This is a genomic window from Stappia sp., assembly GCF_048268045.1.
Taxonomy (GTDB): Bacteria; Pseudomonadota; Alphaproteobacteria; order Rhizobiales; family Stappiaceae; genus Stappia.
The window spans coordinates 109838-132215 of sequence record NZ_JBLWWG010000005.1 but is presented as its reverse complement, the minus strand read 5'-3'; the positions used below and the strand labels follow the sequence as shown (position 1 = coordinate 132215).

Here is a 22378-nt window from a genome sequence, read left to right as displayed (position 1 = left end):
GCCGACGGCGTTGCAGATCTCACCGAAATGATTTTCTGAAAATTATCTTCGAGAGAGGAAGGACGAACAAATATCGTTTTCGTCTTGCGGAGAGAGCGATGACCGCCCGCGCCAGGCTACATGCCGCCAATGCGTCCGGCGATGCGCCCCAAAACCCGCCGGAAGGTACCGCCAGCGCCGCGCGGATCGGCCTCGGCGAGCGGGTTGGTCAGCGTGCCGGCGTATTGGAACCCCTTTTCGGGGTCGTCCGGATCGATGAGCTGCTGGTTGTCGCGCAGTTGCAGACGGTTGATGCAGTTCCTGGGAAACTCGGGGCGAAAGAGATCGTGGCGCGCAAACTTTTCCGCAAGCTGCGGCTGCGAGCGCTGATAGGCGAGAACGCTGTCGGCGACCAATTGCCAGAAGCGGTCGTCGGAAAGGACGCCGGCTTCCTCGAGCAGCACCGAGAGATGCCGGAAGAAGCAGTCGAAGACGTCGGTGAAGATGCCATCGAGGCGAACCTCGTCGCCGAGCGTGACGCAGTTTCGCCGAACCGCGGGAGGCAGCGTGTCGCATCCCTCCAGCACGCGCATTTCCTCGGCCAGGTCCTTCATCACGATCCGGCTCGGAACCGCCCCTTCCATCACCAGGATGACGTTCTCGCCGTGGGGCATGAAGATGAGGTCGTAGGCGTAGTAGCAGTGGAGCAGCGGCACCAGATAGGCCTCGAGATAGCGGCGGATCCAGTCGGCCGCGTCAAGGCCGGAGCGTGCGATCAGCGCGCCCGCCAGCGGCTTTCCCTGCGGGTCGACATGGAGCAGCGCCGCCATTGTCATCAAACGCTCGCCGGGGCGGATCAGGTTCACCGGGTTTTCGCGCCAGACGGCGGCGAGCACGTCGCGATAGGGCGAATTCTCCGGCAGCGCCTCTGCGTGATAGGCATTCAGATAGCTCATCGTCGCAACCTCGCGGATGAGCGTGAAGCCGTTCTTCTGGAGGAAGGCATCGCGCGAAAGCAGCGTCTGAAGCCAGTCGTTGAAGGGCGGCGTGGTCTCCATGTCCTCCCGCGACAGGCCGCGCTGCAACAGGAAGCCCATGTTGAGGATCGACAGTGCCATCTTCACGTAGCGCCGGGAGGGCGTCGTCGCATTGAAGAAGGTGCGGATCGACTGCTGCGGCTGATACAGGTCGGGCGAGAGGCCGAGATAGACGATCCGCCCCTCCGCGATCTCTGGCGCGAAGCTCATGGAGATGCGGTTGAACCATTGCCACGGATGGACCGGCATGAAGAGGAATCTGGCCGGATCGAGGCCGCGCGCGGCGATCTCCGCGTTGAAGCGGACAATCGCCTCCGGCCCCAGCTCCTCGGCCATCAGGCGCATGTGATCGAGGCCCGAAACGGCGGTGAACGCGGCGTTTCGGGCATCGACCGCGATCCAGACGATGGGCAGCGGGCCGGCAGCCTCCGGGGCGTAACGCGGGTAGTCGGCGGTGCTGAAGCCAAGCCGCCCGCTGTTGGCCACGAAGGACGGATGGCCCTCGCTCATCGTTGTCTCGATGGTCTGGAAGTCAGCATCGGCGAGGTCGTCGACATCGTGCGGCCGGTTCTCGCGCTTGTAGGCGCTCGAATAGAGAATGCTCGCGATCTCGTCGAGATAGACCGGCAGCATCGCATCGCGGATGCCGAGCTTCTGTTGAAACTCGATGATGAAGGAAAGAACCGAGAGCGGCGCGGCGACGGCCTTGCCGTCGATGGTCCGGGTCTTTTCGATCGAGGCGGGATCGACCAGCCAGGCGTCGAGCGAAAGCCGGCGGGCACGAAACCGGTAGATGGCGCCATGCGCCGGCGCTTCGAGCCGGTAGCGCGTCCAGGCGCCGCCGCCGCCCTCGCGCTTCGGTTCGATCAGCAGTTCGTGGGCAAATTCGGCGATGGCCTTGCGCAGCAGATGCCGGTTCACCGTCGCCCAGGTCTCGGTGCGTACATGCGCGACGGCACGCGCCTCGCTGCCCTTGTCGCCGAAGTCCATGGTCCGCGCGTCCATCTCCGCCCCTTCCCGCTCAGCCGCCGACCGAGGCGGCCTCGCCGCCATGCCCGGCGGGCGCGGAAAAGCGCTGGTAGGCGATGCTGCGCTCGACCGGATAGACCTCCCGACCCGTGACGGCGCGCAGGATGCGCGAGTTTCGGTGGCAGGCCTGGCCAAGATCGGGCGGCAGATAGGCGTCGGCGTGGATCTCCGAATTCACCACGAAGATCTCGCCGCCTTCCCGGTCGACGGAACAATTGCCCGCGACGGCGAAACGGCCCTCGCCCGCCCAGTTGATCCGCCCGGAGATCGGCGCGAGATAATCGGGTCGGCGGAACCGGTAGCCGGTTCCAAGGATGACCACCTCCGAGGTCAGCTCGAAGGAGCGCTCCTCCTCCATCTGGCGGAAGCTGAGCCGGAACGGCCCGTCCGCACCCAGGCGTTCGCAGCCGGTGATCTCGCTGTTGGAGATCAGCAGCGTCTCGATGTCGCCGCCAAGCAGCTTGCGATAGCGCAGGTCGAAGATATCGTTGATCAGCGAGGGATTGATGCCCTGGAAGATCGCCTGCATGGAGCGCACCAGGTCCTCGCGCTTGCCGCGCGGCAGCGAGAAGAAATAGTCCGTGTAGTCTGGCGTCGTCATCTGCAGCGTCAGCTTGGTGAGTTCGCGCGGCACCAGCCGCGACGAGCGGGTCACCCAGTTGAGCCGGTATCCGTGCCGGTCGATCTCGCCGAGGAGGTCATGATAGACCTCGGCCGCGCTCTGGCCGCTGCCGACCACCGTTATGGAGCCGGCCTGGCGCACCTCGTCGCGATAACGCATGTAGTCGGCGGTGTGCAGGACCGTGTCGCGCTCCGCCTCGCAGGCCTGCGGGATGAACGGGCTCATGCCCGAGCCGAGCACGATATGCCGGCCGCTGAGCACCTTGCGATGCCCCATCCTGGTGTTGAGCACCGTGACCCGATAAAGCCCCTCCGCCTCGTCATAGTCGATGCGTTCGACCTGCCGGTTGAAGACGAGATTGTCGAGCCGCGCCGCCGCCCAGCGGTAATAGGCATTGAATTCGTTGCGCAGCAGGAAGAAATTCTCGGTGTCCAGCAGGAAGGCATAGAAGGCGTAGATGCGGCCGGTCTGCTTGAGATAGTTGAGGAAGGAAAACTCGCTGGTCGGGTCGGCCAGCGTCACGAGATCGCACAGGAACGGCGTCTGCAGCGTCGCCGTCTCGAGCAACGTGCCCTCGTGCCAGTCGAACTGGCCCTTGCTTTCGAGGAAGACGCAGTCGAGCTCCTTGATCGGATGGGCGAGGCAGGCAAGGCCCAGATTGAACGGGCCGATGCCGATCCCGATGATGTCATGCGCTTCAGCGGTCATCCGCCCCTGTCCTTTCGAGATGCGGCGCGGATGCGCCAGACCCGGCGGCCGTCGCCCCTTCCGCCATCGTTTCGCAAGCGTCTCCGCCGCTGTCGCGAAATGTTAGGCTCCCCCTCTAGGTATTTGAAATATAAGTTGGTCGTGCCAGTCGGTGGGATTTCGTCTCAGCCAGGGCCTCAGTAGGAAGACGAGCCGCCACCGCTGAAGTCATGTGCCTCATGGCCCTCGATGGCGGGCGAGAACACGCTGATGCAGAAGGAGGCGTTGCGCACCACCATGCGGTGGGCGTCGTTGCGGTTCATGATGAAGGCGGTTGCCCCTGCCCCGTTGGTGTCGATCGGGTGACGTCCCTCGTCCCAGACATATTCGCCGCTGCCGCGCACGTAGTAGCAGCTCTCGAAATGCTGCCGGTATTGCAGGGGAGAGTCCGTGTCCGGGTTTCCGAGCGTCTGGCAGAGCGCGAATCCGAACCCGTCGCTCTTCACCAGAAGCCGCCGGCTCCGGCCGTTGCCCCAGAAGACGTCGCGCGGCGTGCCCACGGTATCGGCAACGCGGCGCACCAGCGGATGGGCCGGCAGATCCTCCTGCGGCCCCGTGCCGCCAAACACCGTGCAGAGCCGTAGGCGCGTATCGGCGAGAAGGGAGAACGAAACCGAGGCGCGCGCGGCGATGAGCATGTCCGGCCCGAGCGGCCAGGTCTCGCCGTCGAGGGTCACGCTGCCCTCGCCCTCGATGCAATAATGCGCCTGCGCCGGGAATTCGCGTGCCGCATCGCGGCACAGCGTGTCCCCCTGGCCTTCCGCAAACAGGGTGTCATAGACCGCATGGCCGACCTGGTCGGCGCGCGAGACCACCTCGCGCGAGGCGACGGATCGAAACAGCGGGGCATCCCCGGCGGATTTCAGCGTGCGAACGATCATGGCACCCTCCCCTGAGGCAAGAGCCCGCGCGCCGTAAACCACGAACAAGCCCGCCCGCTGCGCGCGAAGCCTTACATCGAATACTCCATTTCAAAAACACCTTCGCGAAAAAGCAACCATCGCGACAAGAACATGCTTGTCCAACAACTTTAATTCGTCAAACCAAAACAATGACATATATGAAAATAATATAATCTATCCGCGTTATTTATATTTCGGGCACATCTTCCCGGTCAAAGACCTGTGATTTCCACCAATCAGGGACCTTGGAGATACTTTTCAAGGATGCTCCCGTGCTCGGCCAGTGCCGGCCCGGCGACGCGGACCTTCGGGTGTCGCCGGGGCGCGGCGGCGAACGGCAGATCCGTTTCGACCTCGGCAACGCGATCTCGAGCGACGGCGCAGGCCGCATCCGCTCGAAACGGACAGGCGACCTGACGCTGATCCGCATCCGTGACGAACACTACGAGGTTCCAGACGCGGTGATCTTCGGCGGCTAACGCCCGGCGCGAAGGCCATCCAGGGCAGCGTCCAGTTCTGCATAGCCATCGATGAGCGCATCCGCGCCCATCGCCTCGGCGTCTCCGGCGTGATAGCCCCCGCTCAGCACGACCGCCGGAATGCCGGCGGCCTGCGCCGCGCCGACATCGGCCGGGCTGTCGCCGATCATAACGCAGTGCCGCGTCGCAACGCCAAGCAGCACGGCGGCGTGAACAACCATCTCCGGCCGCGGCTTGCGCGTCGCGCAGGTGTCTCCGCCGACCACGGCGCCAAGATGCGCGTCCATGCCGAAATGGGAGAGGATCCGCCGCGACATGGCCTCGGGCTTGTTGGTGACGACGGCAAGCTTCAGCCCCTTGTCCGCCGCACGCGCCAGCGCCTCGAGAGCACCCGGCAGCGGTCGGGTACCGACCGTCAGATGTCCGTCGTAGATCTCCATCATCCGCGCAACGCGCGCGGCCAGAGCCTCGCCCGCCGTCTCGAGCCCTCGCGCCCTCGACGCCCGTTCGACAAGCTTTGCAATGCCATGGCCGATCATGCCCTTCACCTCGTCGAGGGAAAGCGGCGCAGCGCCCTCCTCGGCGACCAGGATGTTCAGCGATGCGGCGAGGTCGGGCAGGCTGTCCACCAGCGTGCCGTCGAGGTCGAAGAGCAATGCCTCGATGGTCCGTGATTCGGTGATTTCGCCGCTCATGTCCCGTTCCTTCCCCTTTGTCGCCGCCGTTTCCCGGCGGTCGTCCACATGCACGACCGCCGGCGGGCGCGCGTTCTTTTGCCAGCGATCCGGAGCCGGCGCAATCGGCTGCATGGCGTCGTCGTCGGACAGCCGCCGCTGCCGGGGTTTCCGCCGTTTACGGCGCCTTTCCGGGGCCGCGCCGGGTTAAAAAAATGGCGAAACGGTGGAACCATCGTGGCGGGAGCGCGTTTGAAACGTGTCGCATCCGCGCCGCGTCCTGCCGCAGGCGCGTTTGCGGCCCTCTTGCGCATGTGGCAGTTTGACGGGGCGCAACCTGCCATTCTTCGATGCAGCCGGCTTTTTTCGGTCCAGCAAGGCGGGGTGCGTGCCGACCGGTCACCCGGGGCCTTGCCGTTCATGGCAGCGGCTCCTCCCTGCGGGCACCCTGCCCGTCATCTACCGGCTTCGTGCGGGGTGCGGTCCGCCTCAGGACCGCCCATACCCCATCGCCGGGCGGAGCGATCGCGATGCGATCGGGCTCGCCCGTGCCCAACGACTTGATCGCGCTGGCGCGCTGTGCACGCCGGCGTGACGAACGGGCAAGAAATCTCATCGCGTTCCGGGCGGTCCGAGCAGGGCTGTCCGGTTCCTATTGGCAGACAGGGGGCTTGCCAGCCATGTACACGCTCATTCTCGTTCCGGTCGACCTGCGACATGTGGAACGACTGAAAAAGGCGCTGAAGACCGCGGCCGATCTCTCCAGCCACTACGGGATTCCGGTTTGCTACACCGGGGTTTCCTCCTCCGCGCCCGGAACGCTGGGCCACACGCCGGAGGAATACGCGGAGCGGCTCAAGGCCTTCGCGTCGGCCGAAGGCAAGGCCAACGGCATCGAGACCACCGCGCATGCGGTGATTTCCAACGACCCGTCCATCGATCTCGACGCCACGCTGCTCAAGGCCGTGACGGACACGGGCGCCGACCTTGTGGTGATGGCCTCCCACATTCCCAACATCGCCGATCACCTGTGGCCGTCCAACGGCGGCACGATCGCCGCACGCTCCGCCGCATCGGTCTTTGTCGTGCGCGGCGAATGATCCGTCCCAATCCCAGTTCCCCCTGCAGACACAAGAGGAAAACAAAGAATGTCTGACGAGACCAGCACCGGGATCCCGGCGCCCGAAGGTCCCACCGAGCTTATCGATACCGACTTCGAAATCGGTCAGGATAATCTCGAGGGCAGCGTCGGGCCGTTCGGCTTCGACATCCACAATCCAGTCTTCCTCATCTCGTCGCTCGCCATTATCGCCTTCGTGATCTACGCGCTTGCCGCGCCCGAGCAGGCCAGCAGCTTCTTTGGCGCGCTTCGCCCGGCACTGACGAGCACGTTCGACTGGTTCTTCATGATCTCGGCGAACATCTTCGTGCTGTTCTGCCTGATGCTGATCATCAGCCCCTGGGGCAACGTGCGGCTCGGCGGCAAGGATGCGACGCCGGACTACACCTATTCCGGTTGGTTCGCCATGCTGTTCGCCGCCGGCATGGGCATCGGCCTGATGTTCTTCGGCGTGCTCGAGCCGGTCTATCACATGGCCATTTCGCAGCCGCTTGGAACCCCCTCGCCCTTTGCCGAGGACGGGTCGATCATCGCCGCCAACGTCGATGCGGCAAAGTCCATGGGCCTTGCCGCCACCATCTACCACTGGGGCCTGCACCCCTGGGCGATCTACGCGATCGTGGCGCTGGCGCTGGCGCTGTTCTCGTTCAACAAGGGCCTGCCGCTGTCGATCCGCTCGGCGTTCTATCCGATCTTCGGCGAGCGCGTATGGGGCTGGACCGGCCATGTGATCGACATGCTCGCCGTTTTCGCCACGCTGTTCGGCCTTGCCACTTCGCTCGGCCTCGGCGCGCAGCAGGCGAACGCCGGACTGGAGCATGTCTTCGGCATTCCCAACACGACGACCGTGCAGGTGATCCTGATCGTCATCATCACCTCCATCGCGCTCATCTCGGTGCTGCGTGGCCTTGATGGCGGCGTGAAGGTCCTGTCGGAGATCAACATGGGCCTCGCCGCCCTGCTCCTGCTGTTCGTGCTCTTCGCCGGCCCGACCGTGGCGATCCTGAAGGACTTCTGGCAGGGGCTGACCGCCTACGCCACCGACCTGGTGCCGCTGTCGAACCCGTTCGGGCGGACCGACGATGACTACCGCCAGGGCTGGACCGCCTTCTACTGGGCTTGGTGGATCTCCTGGTCGCCCTTTGTCGGCATGTTCATTGCCCGCGTCAGCCGCGGCCGGACGGTGCGCGAGTTCCTGACCTGCGTGCTGATCATCCCCTCGGTGGTCTGCGTGCTGTGGATGGCCGTCTTCGGCGGCGTCGCCGTCGACCAGGTGCTGAGCGATCCGGCCACCAGCGCGGTGAAGGCCAATGTGATCGACGCCTACCATCCGGAACTGTCGCTCTTCGCCATGCTGGAGGGGCTGCCGTTCTCCTCGATCACGTCGACGCTCGGCATCATCCTGGTGATCGTGTTCTTCGTCACCTCCTCCGACTCCGGCTCGATCGTCATCGACACGATCACGGCCGGCGGCAAGGTCGACGCACCGGTGCCGCAGCGCGTGTTCTGGTGCACCTTCGAGGGGCTGGTCGCGATCGTGCTGCTGATCGGCGGCGGATTGAGCGCGCTGCAGGCGATGGTGATCTCCACCGGCCTGCCCTTCACGCTGGTGCTGCTGCTGATGTGCGTGGCGATCTTCCGCGGGCTGCAGAGCGAAGCCCGCTGAGCCGGCAAACCGCGATCAGAACCGGCGCGAGGTTCCTGCCCCGCGCCGGCGGACTTGTCCCGATCCGCGGGCAGAAGCAGCCGCTTCTGCCCGCGTTTTGGTCTTGAAACGGCGCGATCCTATAAAAAATGACCTTGTCAGCACTCCCGCGCCGCCCTTAGGATTCACTGTGATGGTTTCCGTGTGGCAAAGCCGAGCACGGATGAAAAGGGAACACGGTGCGGCGTACCCATCAGGGGCCAAGACCGTGGCTGCCCCCGCAACTGTAAGCGGCGAGCGATGCCCAGGATGCCACTGGCCGACAGACGGCCGGGAAGGCGGGCAAAGCACCAGCAACCGCGAGCCAGGAGACCTGCCATCATTGGCGACGTGATTTTCACGTCTTTTTTCAATCGCTTGGCGCACGGAGGGTGCGCAAGGGGGCTTATAATGCATATCGAACCGGGCGTCGTAACCGGCGCCAAGATGATGTTGAGCTACGCAACTGCCGTCGGCTCTGTCGGCCTGATCGCGAAGATGTCCTTCGACACAATCCGCAAGGACGGCGGCTTCGCCGCGCTGGTTCTGCGGTCGGTCATCGCCACCGCGCTCGTCTTCTGCTTCTTCGAGGTGCTCCCGACCCGACCGGTCGGCGTCTCGGAGGTCCACATAATCCTGGGCTCGACACTCTATCTGACGCTCGGAGCCGGTCCCGCCGGTATCGGCCTGGCGCTCGGCCTGCTGACCCAGGGCCTCTTCTTCGCGCCGGCCGACCTGCCGCAGTACGCCATCAACCTGACGACGCTGATCGTGCCGCTGTACGCCATGAGCCATCTGGCGCGGCGGATCATTCCCGCCAGCACCGCCTACAAGGACGTCAGCTACGTCCAGGCGCTGGCGCTGTCGACCAGCTACCAGGGCGGTATCGTTGCCTGGGTGGCGTTCTGGGCGCTTTATGGCGGCGGTTTCGGCGCGGAGAACCTGGCCAGTGTCGCCAGCTTCGGCGGCGCCTATCTGACCGTGATCATTCTCGAACCGCTTGTCGATCTGGCCGTTCTGGCCGGCGCCAAGACGCTCGACAAGGCGCGCACCGGACTGCTGTTCCAGTCCCGCCTGCATCAGGCCGCGGCCTGAGCAGCGCCTGAGCGGACAACCTCCGCCGCCGGGACGCATTTCGCCTCCGGCGGCGGGATTTGCCTCTGGACACGGCCCACAGAGGCCTTGTCTTCCTCGAGGAACCTGTTTTCCTAGCGGAATCGGGCGCATGGCCGGGTCGCTCTGGTGGATCGTCCAGCTTCCCGCGCCCCGTGAAACCCAATCCGCGTGACCCAAATCGGGGCGCAAGATCGACTCAATGGAAGGATCGACAGCATGAAGAAATTTGCCAGTGCCGCCCTCGCGCTTGCCGCGACCACCGGTGCCGTTTTCCTGACAGGCGCAACGCCGGCACTCGCCCACCTCGCCCCCGGCGAGCACGGTTCCTTCGCTGCCGGCTTCTCGCATCCGCTGTTCGGCACGGATCACATCCTGGCGATGGTCGCCGTCGGCCTGTGGGCCTGGCAGATCGGCGGGCGCGCGGTCTATGTGGTGCCGGCAAGCTTCGTCGTGACCATGCTGGTCGGCTTCGGCCTGGCGCTCGGCGGCGTCGGCCTGCCCTTCGTCGAGCCGGCGATCCTGGCGTCGGTGGTGGCCCTCGGCCTGATGGTCGCCCTCGCGGTTCGTCTTCCGGTCGGGGCCTGCGCGGCGATCGTCGGCATCTTCGCCCTCTTCCACGGCCATGCCCATGGCGGTGAAATCGGCTCGGCCACGCAGCTCGCCTACGCCGCCGGCTTCGCGATTGCCACGGCGCTGCTGCATGCCGCCGGCGTCGCGCTCGGCTTCGGCACGGGCGCGCTGGCGCGTGCCGCCGGCGCCAAGGGGCTGACCGTCACGCGCGTGCTCGGCGGCCTCACCGCGCTCGCCGGCGTCGCCCTTTTCTACGCCTGAGCATTTCCGGCAATCGGCGCGACAGGATTTCGAAATTCTGTCGCGCCGAAACGCAGATTTGCATCGACGGGCCGCCCCGGCCCGAAAGTCCCGGACGGATCCCGCCCGGGCCTCTTTTCCGTCCGCTTGCACCAAGTCGACGCTCAGATATCCCCGCGCAGGGGCGGCCGGTGCGCTCAGACGCGCCGACAGCCTCTTATTTGGCCGCGTCGCGCCGGGCGATCCAGTCGTGGTCGGGATGGTTCTTGAAGCGCCATTTGCGCAAGGGGCCGGCCATGACGTTGAGATAGTACATCTCGTAGCCGTGCGGCGCGCCGCAGGGGTGATGGCCTTTCGGCACCAGGACGACGTCACCGTCGCTCACCGCCATGGTCTCGTCGAGACTGCCGTCCTCGGTGAAGACCCTCTGGAACCCGAAGCCGGTCGCCGGGTCGAGCCGGTGGTAATAGGTCTCCTCCAGATAGGTCATGTCCGGGAAGTTGTCCTCGTCATGACGGTGCGGAGGATAGGACGACCAGTTGCCGGCCGGGGTGAAGACCTCCGTCACCAGCAGGCTGTCGGCGACGTCGCTGTCCTCCATGGCGATCGGATGGATGTAGCGGGTATTGGCACCCTTGCCGCGTTCCTCGAAACCGATGTCGGAGATCAGCGCGACCTCGTGCCCGCCCTTGCCCGGCGCGCTGCATACCGCGAGCGTCAGTTCGGTTGTCGCCGTCGCCGACCAGGCGCTGTCGTTCGGCACATAGAGGCAGGCCGGCTTCTTGCGCTCGAAGACGCTCATGCGGCTGCCAAGCTCGCCGAAGTCCTCGCCGCCGGCGGACAGCTTCGCCCTGCCCTCGACCAGAACGAGGATAGCCTCCCGCTCGCCGGTCTCTTCGGCAACGCTCTCTCCCGGCGCGAGCCGGTAAAGCGTGAAGCCGACGTAGCCCCAGCCGGCGCTTTCCGGCGTGATGTCGTGCACCTTGCCGTGCGCGCCGTTGGGCTTCACCAGAAGATCGGCCATCTCGTCCACTCCCGTTGTTTGGTCTGGTCGTCAGTCGTTCGTCGCCCGGTCGAGGCCGACGCGGCGGGCGGTTTCCCTGAGCGCCTTGAGGCCCATCGACTGATAGGTGAACGGATCGCGGACCAGCGGATCCTGCTCCGCCTCGATCACCAGCCAGCCCGAATAGCCATGCCGGGCGGCACAGGCGAGCACGGGGGCGAAATCGACCGCGCCCTGCGGGTCGCCCGGCACCGTGAAGACGCCGCGCCGGACGCCCTCCAGGAAGCTCAGGCCCTGCTCTCGCACCTGGCGCATGATTTCGGGCCGGACGTTCTTGGCATGGATATGCGAGACGCGGTCCATATGCTTCTCGGCGAGGCGTGCGGGATCACCGCCGCCGAAGAAGGCGTGGCCGGTGTCGAGCAACAGCCGCGTCGCCGGGCCGGTCAACGCCATCAACCGGTCGATCTCTTCCTCGCTCTCGACGATGGTGCCCATGTGGTGATGGTAGACGAGCGGCACGCCCGCGCTGGCGCAATGGGCGGCGACCGTCTCCAGATCGGCGCAGAAGCGGGCGAAGCGCTCCGCCCCGAGCACCGGCCGGTCGTTGAGCGCGGCCGCGTCCTGTCCGTGGATCGCGTTCGACGTCTCGCAGGCGATCAGGACCGACGACCCCATCGCCTTCAGCCGGGCGAGATGCGGACCGATGGCGGCGATCTCGTCCTGCGCCGATCGCTCCAGCAGGTTGAGCGAATACCAGGCGGAGACGAAGGCCAGCCCGTGGGGAGCCAGCGTCGCCGCAAGCTCGAGCGGATCGGTGGGGAACTTGTGGCCATTCTCGATGCCGTCGAAGCCGATTTCGGCCGCCTGCGACAGGCAGGTCTCGAGCGGGATATGGGCGCCCAGGGTCTGGTCGTCGTCATTGGACCAGGCGATCGGGTTGGTGCCATAGAGGATCATTGCGCGGGTCTTTCGCAAGAGGCAGCCGCAGGCCGCCGAGTGTTCAGGAATTTCTCTGCTTTACCGCCGCCTCGTAGCCGGTGCGGGCGGCACGCACCTCGGACCGGGCGGACACCTCCGGCACGGCCACGTCCCACCAATGGCCGCCGGCGTCGGTGGTGGCGAGCGGATCGGTGTCGATGACGATGACATGGGAACGCGCCGAGGTCCGGGCACGGGCCAGCGCCTCCTCCAGCGCCGCGATGCCATCGACCTTCTCGGAGATCGCCCCCATGGAGGCGGCATGGGCGGCGAAATCGATGTCGGCGGGAACCTCGTGGCGGGCGGTGTCGAGCAGGTTGTTGAAGCTCTCGCCGCCGGTGGCCATCTGCAGGCGGTTGATGCAACCGAAGCCGCGGTTGTCGAGCAGCACGACGATGAGCTTGCGCCCGAGCATCACCGAGGTGGCAAGCTCGGAGTTCATCATCATGTAGGAGCCGTCGCCGACCATCACCGCGACCTCCCGGTCGGGATGGGCCATCTTGACGCCAAGGCCGCCGGCGATCTCGTAGCCCATGGTCGAGAAGCCGTATTCCAGATGGTAGCCGTTGGGCCGCGACGCGCGCCAGAGCTTGTGCAGCTCGCCGGGAAGTCCGCCGGCGGCGCAGACGACGATGCCCTCCTCGTCGAGCCCCCGCTGCACGGCGCCGATCACCTGCGCATCGGAGGGAAGCGCGTTGCCGGCGGGCGCGGCCGTCGCCGCCTCGACGGCGGCAAGCCATTCCGCCTTGAGCGATGCGTCGGGCGGGGTCGCGCAGTAGTCGCCGAGGCTTGCGTCGAGATCCTCGAGCGCGGAGCGCGCGTCGGCGAGAAGCGGCATCGCGCCATGCTTGGCCGCGTCGAGCGGCGTGACATTGACGGACAGGATGCGGCGATCCGGATCGCGAAACAGCGCCCATGAGCCAGTGGTGAAATCCTGGAACCGGGTGCCGAGACCGATGACGAGGTCGGCCTCGGCGGCCACCGCGTTTGCCGCCGACGAACCGGTCACGCCGATGGAGCCGAGGTTGAGCGGGTGGTCGTGGCGAAGCGCCGACTTGCCCGACTGCGTCTCGGCGACGGGGATGCCCCGGTTGCTGGCGAAATCGGCAAGCACGTCCTGCGCCTGCGAATAGAGCACGCCGCCGCCGGCGACGATCAGCGGCCGCTTCGCCGCGCGGATCGCCTCCGCGGCGCGGCGAAGCTCGGCACGGTCGGCGCGCGGCCGGCGCCGGTGCCAGACACGCTCGTCGAAGAAGGCCTGCGGCCAGTCGAAGGCCTCGGCCTGAACGTCCTGGCAGAAGGCCAGCGTCACCGGCCCGCATTCCACCGGATCGGTGAGCACCGACATGGCGCGCGGCAACGCGCTCAGCAGGTGCTCGGGCCGCTGAATGCGGTCGAAATAGCGGCTCACCGGGCGGAAGCAGTCGTTCACCGAAACGGTGGCGTCGGCGAAGTCCTCGACCTGCTGCAGAACCGGGTCGGGCATACGACCGGCAAAGACGTCGCCGGGCACGAAGAGCACCGGCAGCCGGTTGACGTGGGCAAGGGCGGCGGCCGTCACCATGTTGGTGGCGCCCGGGCCGATGGAGCTGGTCACCATCATCGCCTGGGCACGGTTGCGCGCCTTGGCGTAGGCGATGGCGGCATGGGCCATGCCCTGTTCGTTGTGGCCGCGCCAGGTGGGAAAGGCATCGCCGGCGGCCTGCAGCGCCTCGCCGAGGCCGGCGACATTGCCGTGGCCGAAGATCGCCCAGCAGCCGGGGATCAACGGCTCGCCGGCGTCGTTCCGCTGGGCCGCGAGGAAGCGCACCATTGCCTGGGCGGCAGTGAGACGGATCGTTGTCATCGCTTTGGTTCTCCCGAAAGACGGCAGCCGGTCAGCGCGCGGCGACGGTGGCCCGCGCCCCGTCCCAGATCGCGCAGAGATCGGCAAATGTCGAGGCCATTTCCTCAATCGCCTTCGCGTCGTCGATCTCACCGGCGAGCCAGCGCCGGGCCGGACCGAAGAAGATCGTGCGGCCGACGGCGAAGCCCTTCACCAGCGGGAAGCGGGCGGCGACGACGAAGCTGTCGGCAAGCTCGCGCATCGGAGCGTCGAGGCCGAGCACGACGATGCCGCGCACATGGGGGTCGTTTTCCTCCACCGCGCGACAGGTCTCGCGCCACCCGGCCTCGCGCGTCATCGGCTCGAGCTTCCACCAGTCGGGGTAGACGCCGATCTCGTAGAAGCGGCGGATGGCGCGGGCGGTAGTCCCGTCATCGACCGGCCCCGCCTTCGAGGGGATGATCTCCAGAAGCAGTTCCAGCCCGTTGGCCCGTGCCGCGCGGGCAAGGCGCAGGACGGTTTCCTCCTGCCGCCGGCAGAGCTCGGGCGTGTCGTCGGGATGATAGAAGCAAAGCACCTTGACCACCTGGCCGGCGGGCCATTCTGTGAGGTCGCTGCCGAAATCCGGGCCGATCTCCAGTTCCAGCGGGCGCGAGCCGGGACGTTCGACCGGGCGTCCGGTCCACAGCCCGGAACCGGCGGCGCGATAGAGCGCCTCCTCGCCGATCCGCCCGTCGCACAGGATGCCATACCCCTCGCCGCCACCGCGCGCGCGCACCTTGCAGGCAGCCGCCAGGCACAGCTCCTTGAAGGCCGGCAGGCGGGCGCGGTCGGCGCCGAGCTCGTCGGCGAGATCCTCAAGCTGCTTGCGATGATCGAAGGCGAAGACGCGCATCACCGGCCACGCGCCCTTGCGGTTTGTAGACCAGTGGATCTGCTCAAGCTCCGCGTCCTTGCGCAGCGCCGGCACGCGCACGCCGCGCTTCAGGAAGAAGCTCAGTTCCTCGAAGCTCGGATATGAGGGCGTACAGCCGTGACGCGAGACGGCGAGCGCGCCGCAGGCATTGGCATAGGTCAGCGCCTGCTGCCAGCCCTCGTCGCGCAGCCAGCCGCGCAGCAGGCCGGACATGAAGCCGTCGCCCGCCCCCAGCACGTTGAACACCTCTATGGGAAAGCCCGGCCCTGAAATGCCGTCATCCAGATTGGCCGGGATCGCCCCCTCAAAGGCGACCGCCCCCATCGGCCCGCGCTTGCACACCAGCGTCGCCCCCGACACCGCGCGCACGGCGGCGAGCGCGGCGCGCGTATCGGTGGTGCCGCCGGCGATGTGGAATTCCTCTTCCGTTCCGACGATGAGATCGAAGAGCCCGAGGTGGGACTGGAGCTTCGCCGTCACCGCCTGGGAGGCGATGAAGCGGCTCTCGCCCGCGTCATGACCGGCCAGCCCCCAGAGATTGGGCCGATAGTCGATGTCGAGCGCGGTGCGCGCGCCGTTCTGTCGCGCCAGCCGAAGCGCCTTGAGAACGGCGGCCTCGGTGCGCGGATGCGACAGATGCGTGCCGGTGACGGTGACGCAGCCGGCCTCGGCGATGAACGCCGGGTCGATGTCGTCCTCGCAAAGCGCCATGTCGGCGCAGTTCTCGCGATAGAAGATGAGCGGGAACTGCTCCTTGTCGCGGATGCCGAGGAGCACGAGTGCGGTCAGGCGCTCGGGATCGGTGACGACGCCGCGCGTGTCGACCCCCTCCCGCTCCAGCTCCTCGCGCAGGAACCGGCCCATGTGCTCATCGCCGACCCGGGTGATCAGCGCCGAGCGCAGACCGAGACGGGCGGTGCCGGTCGCCATGTTGGTGGGGGAGCCGCCGACATACTTTGCGAAACCGCGCATGTCCTCGAGCCGGCCGCCGACCTGGGAGCCGTAGAGATCGACCGAGGAACGCCCGATCGTGATCACGTCGAGCGGATGCGCCCGTGCCGGCGCGCCCTCGCGTCCCGTTCCGCTGTCCATTCGCCCGTTCCTCCCGGCCTCCGGTTCGCCGGAGGGCCCTGATCTTGTCCGCTGTTGTCCGCCGCAGGGTCTCAAGCCGGCCCGATACGGCCACGCGCCCATCGGCGTGCTCACCTCGCCTGATAAAACGGAACATAAATTCCATTTTTGACCATCGCAACCGGTTTCTTGGCCCCGCCCCCTGCCGTCCCCGATGGTTTCGGCGGAGCGAGAGCGGCCCAAATGCACGCGCCATCACCGCATTTTGGCAAGGACAGCGCTTAAAAACAGATGACTACGGCCAACACCGAACCTCACGCCTGCATTCCGGCCAGCGAAACAAGGTGCAAGGCCGCAGCGGACCGCAAGGCTGGAAAAGCGTATACCGGCCGTCTTCTGCGGCGATATCGCCCCGTCCCCGGGGGCCGGAGTGAAGGCAGGCGGGGTCTTTGATCGGCCCCACTCCGCCAAATCATGTGTCGTATTGGAATTTTTGTTCCATATCAAATCGGCATCGCCCGCCGGACAGCGAAAATGCGCCGAAGACGGTGCGAAAGACCTGGCCCCTCGCCGCGACGAGGCGATTTTCATTGCAGTGCATCATGAAACGTGGTCTACCCGCACCGTCAGCACCGCGCAGAGACACGAGTCATTCGTGCGAAGGTGCGCATGACAAGCGACCTTCCTAGCCGATCGTCGCCTTGCCGCCCGAACAGGCGGCGCGATCCCCGAGGCGGCTGGTCTGCGCAAGCTCCCCGAAAACAAAAACTGACGACCGTTGTGTCGCGCGCTGCCATGCCGGCCGCGTCGACGCACAACCATCAAGGATTCCGCTTGACCAAATTTTCCGATCTCGGCCTCGCCGACCCGATCCTCCGGGCGGTTGCCGCCGAAGGCTATGATTCGCCCACGCCGATCCAGGCGCAGGCGATCCCGGCCATTCTCTCTGGTGTCGACGTGCTGGGCCTCGCCCAGACCGGCACCGGCAAGACCGCAGCCTTCGTGCTGCCGCTCCTTCACCGCATCCACGAACTCCAGAACCGGCCGATGCCGAAGACGACCACTGCGCTGATCCTCGCTCCGACCCGTGAGCTTGCAGCGCAGATCGCCGACAGCATTCGCGCCTACGGCCAGAAGATGCGCCAATCGTCCACCGTCGTCGTCGGCGGCGTGCGTGCGATGCCGCAGGCCCGCGCCATGGCGCGTGGTCTCGACATCATCGTCGCAACGCCCGGCCGGCTGATCGACCACATGGACGCCGGCGCCGTGCGTCTCGACCAGACGACGACCATCGTCCTGGACGAGGCCGACCACATGCTGGACCTCGGCTTCCTGCCGGCGATCCGCCGCATTCTCTCGGCCCTGCCGCGCGAACGCCAGACGATCCTGCTTTCGGCGACCATGCCCAAGCCGATCCGCGCGCTTGCATCCGACTTCCTGAACAATCCGACCGAGATCGCGGTGGCTCCGGCCTCCACGCCGATCGAGCGCATTGAACAGAAGGTGATGCTTCTCGAGCGCGACGCCAAGCGTCAGGCGCTGGTCGAGGTGCTCCGCGATTCCGAGAACATGAATCGCGCCATCGTCTTCACCCGCACCAAGCACGGCGCTGACAAGGTCACCCGCCAGCTTGAGCAGGCCGGCCTCTCGGCCGCCGCCATCCACGGCAACAAGAGCCAGGGTCAGCGCCAGCGCGCGCTCGACTCCTTCCGCTCCGGCCGCACGCCCATCCTGGTCGCCACCGACATTGCCGCCCGCGGCATCGATGTCGACGGCGTCTCGCATGTGGTCAACTACGAGCTGCCGAACGTTCCGGAAGCCTATGTCCACCGCATCGGCCGCACCGCGCGTGCCGGCCACAGCGGCATCGCCGTGTCGTTCTGCGACCGCGAGGAGCGTCCGTATCTGCGTGACATCGAGCGCCTGATCGGCATGACGCTGGTCGAGCGCGAGGATGACCGCGACTTCATCGGCCAGGGCAAGCCCGCCCGCAAGCCGGGCGGAGGCTCCGGCCCGCGTCGTCCGCGCCAGAGCGGCGCCCCGAGCGAGGGCCGTGGCCGTCGCGAAGGCGGCGGTGGCGGCTTCGGCGATCGCAACGCGCGCCCTGCCAACGGCGGCCCGCGTGACGGACGCTCCGGCGAAGGCCGTGGCGGACGCGACGAGATCTGGTCGAACGACGGTTCCTCCAACCGCAGCGGCGGACGCGGCCGGACCTCCGGCGGCGAAGGCCGTTCGGCCGGTGCCGGCGCTCCGCGCGGCGAGCAGAATCGCGGCGACCACGCCCGCACCGACCAGCCGCGCGGCCCGCGCAGCGACAGCGGCTTCGAGGGACGGCGCCGTCCCGCCGCCCCGCGCGGACGCAGCGGTGGCGCCGAACGCTACAGCTGAGCGGATGCTCCCAGCCTTGCCTGACCATCCTTGAAAGAGGCGCCCGAGACCCGGGCGCCTCTTTTGTCTTGTGCACAGCCCGACCGGCGGACACCCTCGCTTTTGTGCATAATCCTGCAGATTTTTGCGTTCCATCCGGTTTCGGGTAATGCTTCGCAAAACGCCGGTACAGGCGCGAGGGAGGACAGGATGGGTTCCGTTACAGGAGCGCAGGGCGCAAGCGCGCAGGCGACACGCGCCGACTTCGACACCAGGACCTCAAGGCCAGGAGGGACGCGGCGGCATGCGACGGACGCGGCGCGGGATGCGCGCGCGGACGCACAGGACGGCGACGCGACCCAGCGCGACGACGACGAGCGCGATCCCGAATTCGGCCCCTGGCTGGCGCAAGCCTCGATCCTGGTGATCGACGACGAGCCGGGCATGCGCAACTTCCTGGTGCGCACGCTGGGACCGCGCTGCAAGCGCATCGAGGAGGCAGCCGACACCCAGGAGGCATCCGCCAAGCTCGACACGCATCATTTCGACGTGGTCATCCTCGACAATATCCTGCCGGGCAAGTCGGGCGTCGAATGGCTCTCGGAGCAGCGGCAGATCGGCTTCTTCGCCGACGCCATCCTGATGACCGCCTATGCCGACCTCGATACGGTGATCGAGGCACTGCGGGCCGGCGCGGTGGATTTCGTGCTGAAGCCGTTCCGCTCCAACCAGATCCTCAACGCGGTGGCGCGCTGTCTCGACCGGATGCGGCTCGAGCGCGAGAACTACGTGCTGCGCCACGAACTGCGGGCGACCTCGGATCATGTGCTGCTGCGCGACAAGCTGATCGGCCACTCACGCGAGATCGAGGAGGTGCGCGAGACCATCGCCCGCGTCGCGCCGCTGCCGACCTCCGTCCTGATCACCGGCGAATCCGGCACCGGCAAGGAGGTCACCGCACGCTCGATCCACACGCTCTCCGACCGCGCCGACAAGCCCTTCGTGCCGGTCAATTGCGCCGCGATCCCCACCGACATGATCGAGGCGGAGCTCTTCGGCCATCTCAAGGGCGCCTTCACCGGCGCCCATGCGGCCCGCGACGGGCTCTTCAGCCACGCCCAGGGCGGCACGCTCTTCCTCGACGAGATCGGCGAGCTGCCGCTGGCCATGCAGAGCAAGCTGCTGCGCGCGATCGAGGACCGGCGCATCCGGCCGGTCGGATCGGAACGCGAGGTTTCGGTCGACCTGCGCTTCGTCTTCGCCACCAACGCCGACCTGGAGCAGGCGGTGGAGAACGGTCGGTTCCGCGCCGATCTCTACTACCGCATCAACGTGCTGCAGATCGCCATGCCGCCGCTGCGCCAGCGCGGCGCGGACGTGGTCGAGCTCGCGACGCTGTTCATGCAGAAACTGTCGAAGCAGCTCGGCATGCCGCCCGTGCCCATCGACGCCTCGGTCGAGGCCGGCTTCTTCGCCTACCCCTGGCCGGGCAACGTGCGCGAGTTGCGCAACCTGATCGAGCGCTCGCTGATTCTGGGGGAATTCCCCGACGACGTGCGCAAGCCCGTCGCCGACGCGTCGGAGGCGGAAGCAGCGCAGGACACCCTCGAAGCGGTCGAACGGCGGCACATCGAGGCCATCCTCGCCGAGACCGACGGCAACCGGGCCGAGGCCGCCCGACGGCTCGGGGTTTCGCGCAAGACCATCGACCGCAAGCTCGCGGCCTGGAATGGCTGACGAGTTGCGCGCCGGCCCGCTGCCGCAGGCGCGCGCGCCCGTACGCGAAGCGGCGCGGCCCCGTCCCTCCCGCTCGGTGCGCTTCCGCCTGCTGGCCATCGCGCTGCTGCCGACGCTGGTGCTGCTGCCGCTGCTGCTCGGCATCACCATCGCCCGCTGGAGCACCAAGTTCGATGGCGTGCTCAAGGCCAAGGTCCACGGCGACCTGACCATCGCCCACCAGTATGTGACGCGGATCCTGGAAAACACCGGGGAGCGCATCGAGGCGCTCGGGCAGTCGGCCGCCTATCGCGACATCGTCGAGAGCGGCGACGCGGCAGCGCTGTCGGCGCTGCTTGAGCGCAAGCGAGCCGAGATCGGGCTCGACTTCCTCTATCTGGTCGACGCGGGGGGATCCTTGCGCGCGGCAGCACCCATGGGCGCGCGGCCGGACGCCGCGACCGCCGGCCCCGTGGTCGCGCAGGCGCTGGGGGGAACTCCCTCGACCGCCATCGACATCTTCGACGGGGCCACACTTGCAGCCCTCTCCCCCGCGCTTGCGGAGCGCGCGCAGCTGGAACTGATCCCAACGGAAAACGCGGTGCCGACGGAACGGGCGAGCGAAACCCGCGGCATGGTCGTGCATTCGGCCGCCCCCGCCCCCGTGGTCAACGCCGGGGAGAGCACCGGCGGTGCGCTGGTCGGCGGCATCCTGCTCAACCAGAACCTCGTCTTCATCGACACGATCAACGATCTCGTCTATCGCGAGGCAAGCCTGCCGGAGGGCAGCCAGGGCACGGCGACGCTGTTCCTGGAGGATGTGCGCATCAGCACCAATGTGCGGCTGTTCGAGAACCGGCGGGCCCTGGGAACGCGGGTCTCCGCGGCGGTGCGCCAGGCCGTGCTCGGCGAGGGCAAGGTGTGGCTCGACAGCGCCTTCGTCGTCAACGACTGGTACATCTCCGCCTATGAGCCGATCGTCGACAGCGCCGGCGCGCGGGTCGGCATGCTCTACGTCGGGTTTCTCGAACGCCCCTTCTACCGGGCGAAATACACCACATTCGTCACCATCGTCGGCGCCTTTCTCATCGTCGCGCTGGTCAGCGTGCCGATCTTCCTGCGGTGGGCGCGCGGCATCTTCCGCCCACTGGAGAAGATGGCCAGCACCATTGCCCGGGTGGAAGGCGGCGAGATGGGCGCGCGCACCTCGATCCCGGCCGCCGACGACGAGATCGCCCGCGTGGCGCTGCACCTCGACCATCTGCTCGACCTCGTCCAGCAGCGCGACCGGCAACTGCGCTCGTGGAACGAGGAGCTGAACGTGCGGGTGGAGGAACGCACCGCCGAGCTGCAGCAGGCGAACAGGCGACTGGAGGAAACCACCAAGCAGCTCATCATGTCGGAAAAGCTCGCCGCCATCGGCGAGATCACCGCCGGCGTTGCCCATGAGATCAACAATCCGATCGCCGTCATGCAGGGAAACCTGGAGGTGCTGCGCGACCTGCTCGGCCGAAAGGCCGACATCGCGCGGACCGAGATCCGCCTGATCGACGAACAGATCCACCGCATCCACCAGATCGTCACCAAGCTGCTGCAATTCGCCAAGCCGGAGGAATATGCCGGCTATGCCGACCGGCAGACGCCGGCCGAAGTCATCGGCGACTGCCTGCCGCTGGTGCAGCACCTTCTCAAGCGCGCCGAAATCAGCGTCGAGCGCGAGGACACGGCGACCCGCACGGTGCTGATGAACCGCACCGAACTGCAGCAGGTGATCATCAACCTCATCGTCAACGCGCTGCACGCCATGCCCGACGGCGGCTCCCTGCGGCTTTGGACCCGCGACGCGGATCGCGACGAACCCGGCGTGGAAATCGTCGTGGAAGACACCGGCACCGGCATGGCCCCGGACATCGCCGCGCGCATCTTCGATCCTTTCTTCACCACCAAGCGGCAGCAGGGAACGGGGCTCGGATTGTCGATCAGCCAGACGCTGGTGACGCGGCTGGGCGGCGGCATCGCGGTGGAGAGCACCCCCGGACAGGGCACGACCTTCAGCATCTGGCTGCCCGCCACGTGAGGCGGGCATGGGTTACCCGCCACTTAAGGCGGGCCGGGTTACCCGCCACTTAAGGCGGGCCGGGTTACCCGCCACTTGAGGCGGGCCGGGTCACCCGCCGCACCGGGTCGTCCGGGGACAAATTGACCCTGTCGCGCGGCCGACATCCGGTCTTTTGCGGACAAAATGTCCAGTCCGGGCATTCGCCGGGCCTATCGACCCATTGCAAAGCCTGATCAAGCGC

16 protein-coding genes and 1 riboswitch are annotated in these 22378 nt (G+C 66.9%); of the genes, 8 read left to right on the top strand and 8 right to left on the bottom strand.

The window, feature by feature from the left end; translation table 11 throughout:
* Positions 1-116: 116 nt before the first annotated feature.
* The 3 genes from ACN0WF_RS09920 to ACN0WF_RS09910 form a co-directional block, all read right to left on the bottom strand.
* On the bottom strand, positions 117-2021 hold the full coding sequence (locus ACN0WF_RS09920) for an IucA/IucC family protein (protein ID WP_417772659.1): 1905 nt from the start codon (positions 2019-2021) through the stop codon (positions 117-119).
* Between the two features lie 16 nt (positions 2022-2037).
* A complete protein-coding gene (locus tag ACN0WF_RS09915; protein ID WP_417772658.1) occupies positions 2038-3375 on the bottom strand; it encodes a lysine N(6)-hydroxylase/L-ornithine N(5)-oxygenase family protein in 1338 nt (445 codons plus the stop codon).
* 176 nt (positions 3376-3551) lie between these two features.
* On the bottom strand, positions 3552-4295 hold the full coding sequence (locus tag ACN0WF_RS09910; protein ID WP_417772657.1) for an ectoine synthase: 744 nt from the start codon (positions 4293-4295) through the stop codon (positions 3552-3554).
* 293 nt (positions 4296-4588) lie between these two features.
* On the opposite strand from ACN0WF_RS09910, the gene ACN0WF_RS09905 reads away from it, so the two are divergent.
* Positions 4589-4795 (top strand): hypothetical protein, encoded by a 207-nt coding sequence (locus ACN0WF_RS09905; RefSeq protein ID WP_417772656.1) that lies wholly within the window; start codon positions 4589-4591, stop codon positions 4793-4795.
* On the opposite strand, the gene gph is transcribed toward ACN0WF_RS09905, so the two are convergent.
* The gene (gene gph / locus ACN0WF_RS09900; protein ID WP_417772655.1) at positions 4792-5490 is read right to left on the bottom strand and encodes a phosphoglycolate phosphatase; all 699 of its coding nucleotides are present in this window, start codon (positions 5488-5490) and stop codon (positions 4792-4794) included. The two genes, ACN0WF_RS09905 and gph, sit on opposite strands and share 4 nt — an antisense overlap.
* Before the next feature lie 659 nt (positions 5491-6149).
* On the opposite strand from gph, the gene ACN0WF_RS09895 reads away from it, so the two are divergent.
* From ACN0WF_RS09895 to ACN0WF_RS09880, 4 genes are all read left to right on the top strand, one after another.
* Positions 6150-6569: a universal stress protein gene (locus ACN0WF_RS09895; RefSeq protein WP_417772654.1), complete on the top strand. Its 420-nt coding sequence runs from the start codon at positions 6150-6152 to the stop codon at positions 6567-6569.
* A gap of 48 nt (positions 6570-6617) precedes the next feature.
* Complete coding sequence (locus tag ACN0WF_RS09890) at positions 6618-8255, top strand: BCCT family transporter (protein WP_417772653.1); 1638 nt, start codon at positions 6618-6620, stop codon at positions 8253-8255.
* Positions 8256-8411: 156 nt separating this feature from the next.
* A riboswitch (cobalamin riboswitch) is annotated at positions 8412-8630 on the top strand.
* Between the two features lie 54 nt (positions 8631-8684).
* On the top strand, positions 8685-9368 hold the full coding sequence (locus ACN0WF_RS09885) for an energy-coupling factor ABC transporter permease (protein ID WP_417772652.1): 684 nt from the start codon (positions 8685-8687) through the stop codon (positions 9366-9368).
* A gap of 237 nt (positions 9369-9605) precedes the next feature.
* Entirely contained in the window at positions 9606-10220 is a 615-nt protein-coding gene (locus tag ACN0WF_RS09880) for a HupE/UreJ family protein (RefSeq protein ID WP_417772651.1), read from the top strand.
* A gap of 196 nt (positions 10221-10416) precedes the next feature.
* On the opposite strand, the gene iolB is transcribed toward ACN0WF_RS09880, so the two are convergent.
* From iolB to ACN0WF_RS09860, 4 genes are read right to left on the bottom strand one after another with little or no spacing between them, the layout of a single operon-like run.
* Complete coding sequence (iolB, locus tag ACN0WF_RS09875; protein ID WP_417772650.1) at positions 10417-11223, bottom strand: 5-deoxy-glucuronate isomerase; 807 nt, start codon at positions 11221-11223, stop codon at positions 10417-10419.
* Between the two features lie 30 nt (positions 11224-11253).
* Positions 11254-12162, bottom strand: coding sequence for a myo-inosose-2 dehydratase (gene iolE, locus ACN0WF_RS09870; protein WP_417772649.1), 909 nt, complete (start codon positions 12160-12162; stop codon positions 11254-11256).
* Between the two features lie 43 nt (positions 12163-12205).
* The gene (gene iolD / locus ACN0WF_RS09865) at positions 12206-14029 is read right to left on the bottom strand and encodes a 3D-(3,5/4)-trihydroxycyclohexane-1,2-dione acylhydrolase (decyclizing) (protein ID WP_417772648.1); all 1824 of its coding nucleotides are present in this window, start codon (positions 14027-14029) and stop codon (positions 12206-12208) included.
* 31 nt (positions 14030-14060) lie between these two features.
* Positions 14061-16016 carry a bifunctional 5-dehydro-2-deoxygluconokinase/5-dehydro-2-deoxyphosphogluconate aldolase gene (locus tag ACN0WF_RS09860; protein ID WP_417772647.1) on the bottom strand — a complete coding sequence of 652 codons (1956 nt, stop codon included), beginning with the start codon at positions 16014-16016 and terminating at the stop codon, positions 14061-14063.
* An 813-nt stretch (positions 16017-16829) separates the two neighbouring features.
* Between ACN0WF_RS09860 and ACN0WF_RS09855 the strand changes: the two genes are divergently transcribed.
* From ACN0WF_RS09855 to ACN0WF_RS09845, 3 genes are all read left to right on the top strand, one after another.
* The gene (locus tag ACN0WF_RS09855) at positions 16830-18383 is read left to right on the top strand and encodes a DEAD/DEAH box helicase (RefSeq protein ID WP_417772646.1); all 1554 of its coding nucleotides are present in this window, start codon (positions 16830-16832) and stop codon (positions 18381-18383) included.
* Positions 18384-18572: 189 nt separating this feature from the next.
* Positions 18573-20099 (top strand): sigma-54-dependent transcriptional regulator, encoded by a 1527-nt coding sequence (locus ACN0WF_RS09850; protein WP_417772645.1) that lies wholly within the window; start codon positions 18573-18575, stop codon positions 20097-20099.
* On the top strand, positions 20092-22155 hold the full coding sequence (locus tag ACN0WF_RS09845; protein ID WP_417772644.1) for a cache domain-containing protein: 2064 nt from the start codon (positions 20092-20094) through the stop codon (positions 22153-22155). Before ACN0WF_RS09850 ends, ACN0WF_RS09845 begins: the two co-directional genes overlap by 8 nt.
* Positions 22156-22378: the final 223 nt, after the last annotated feature.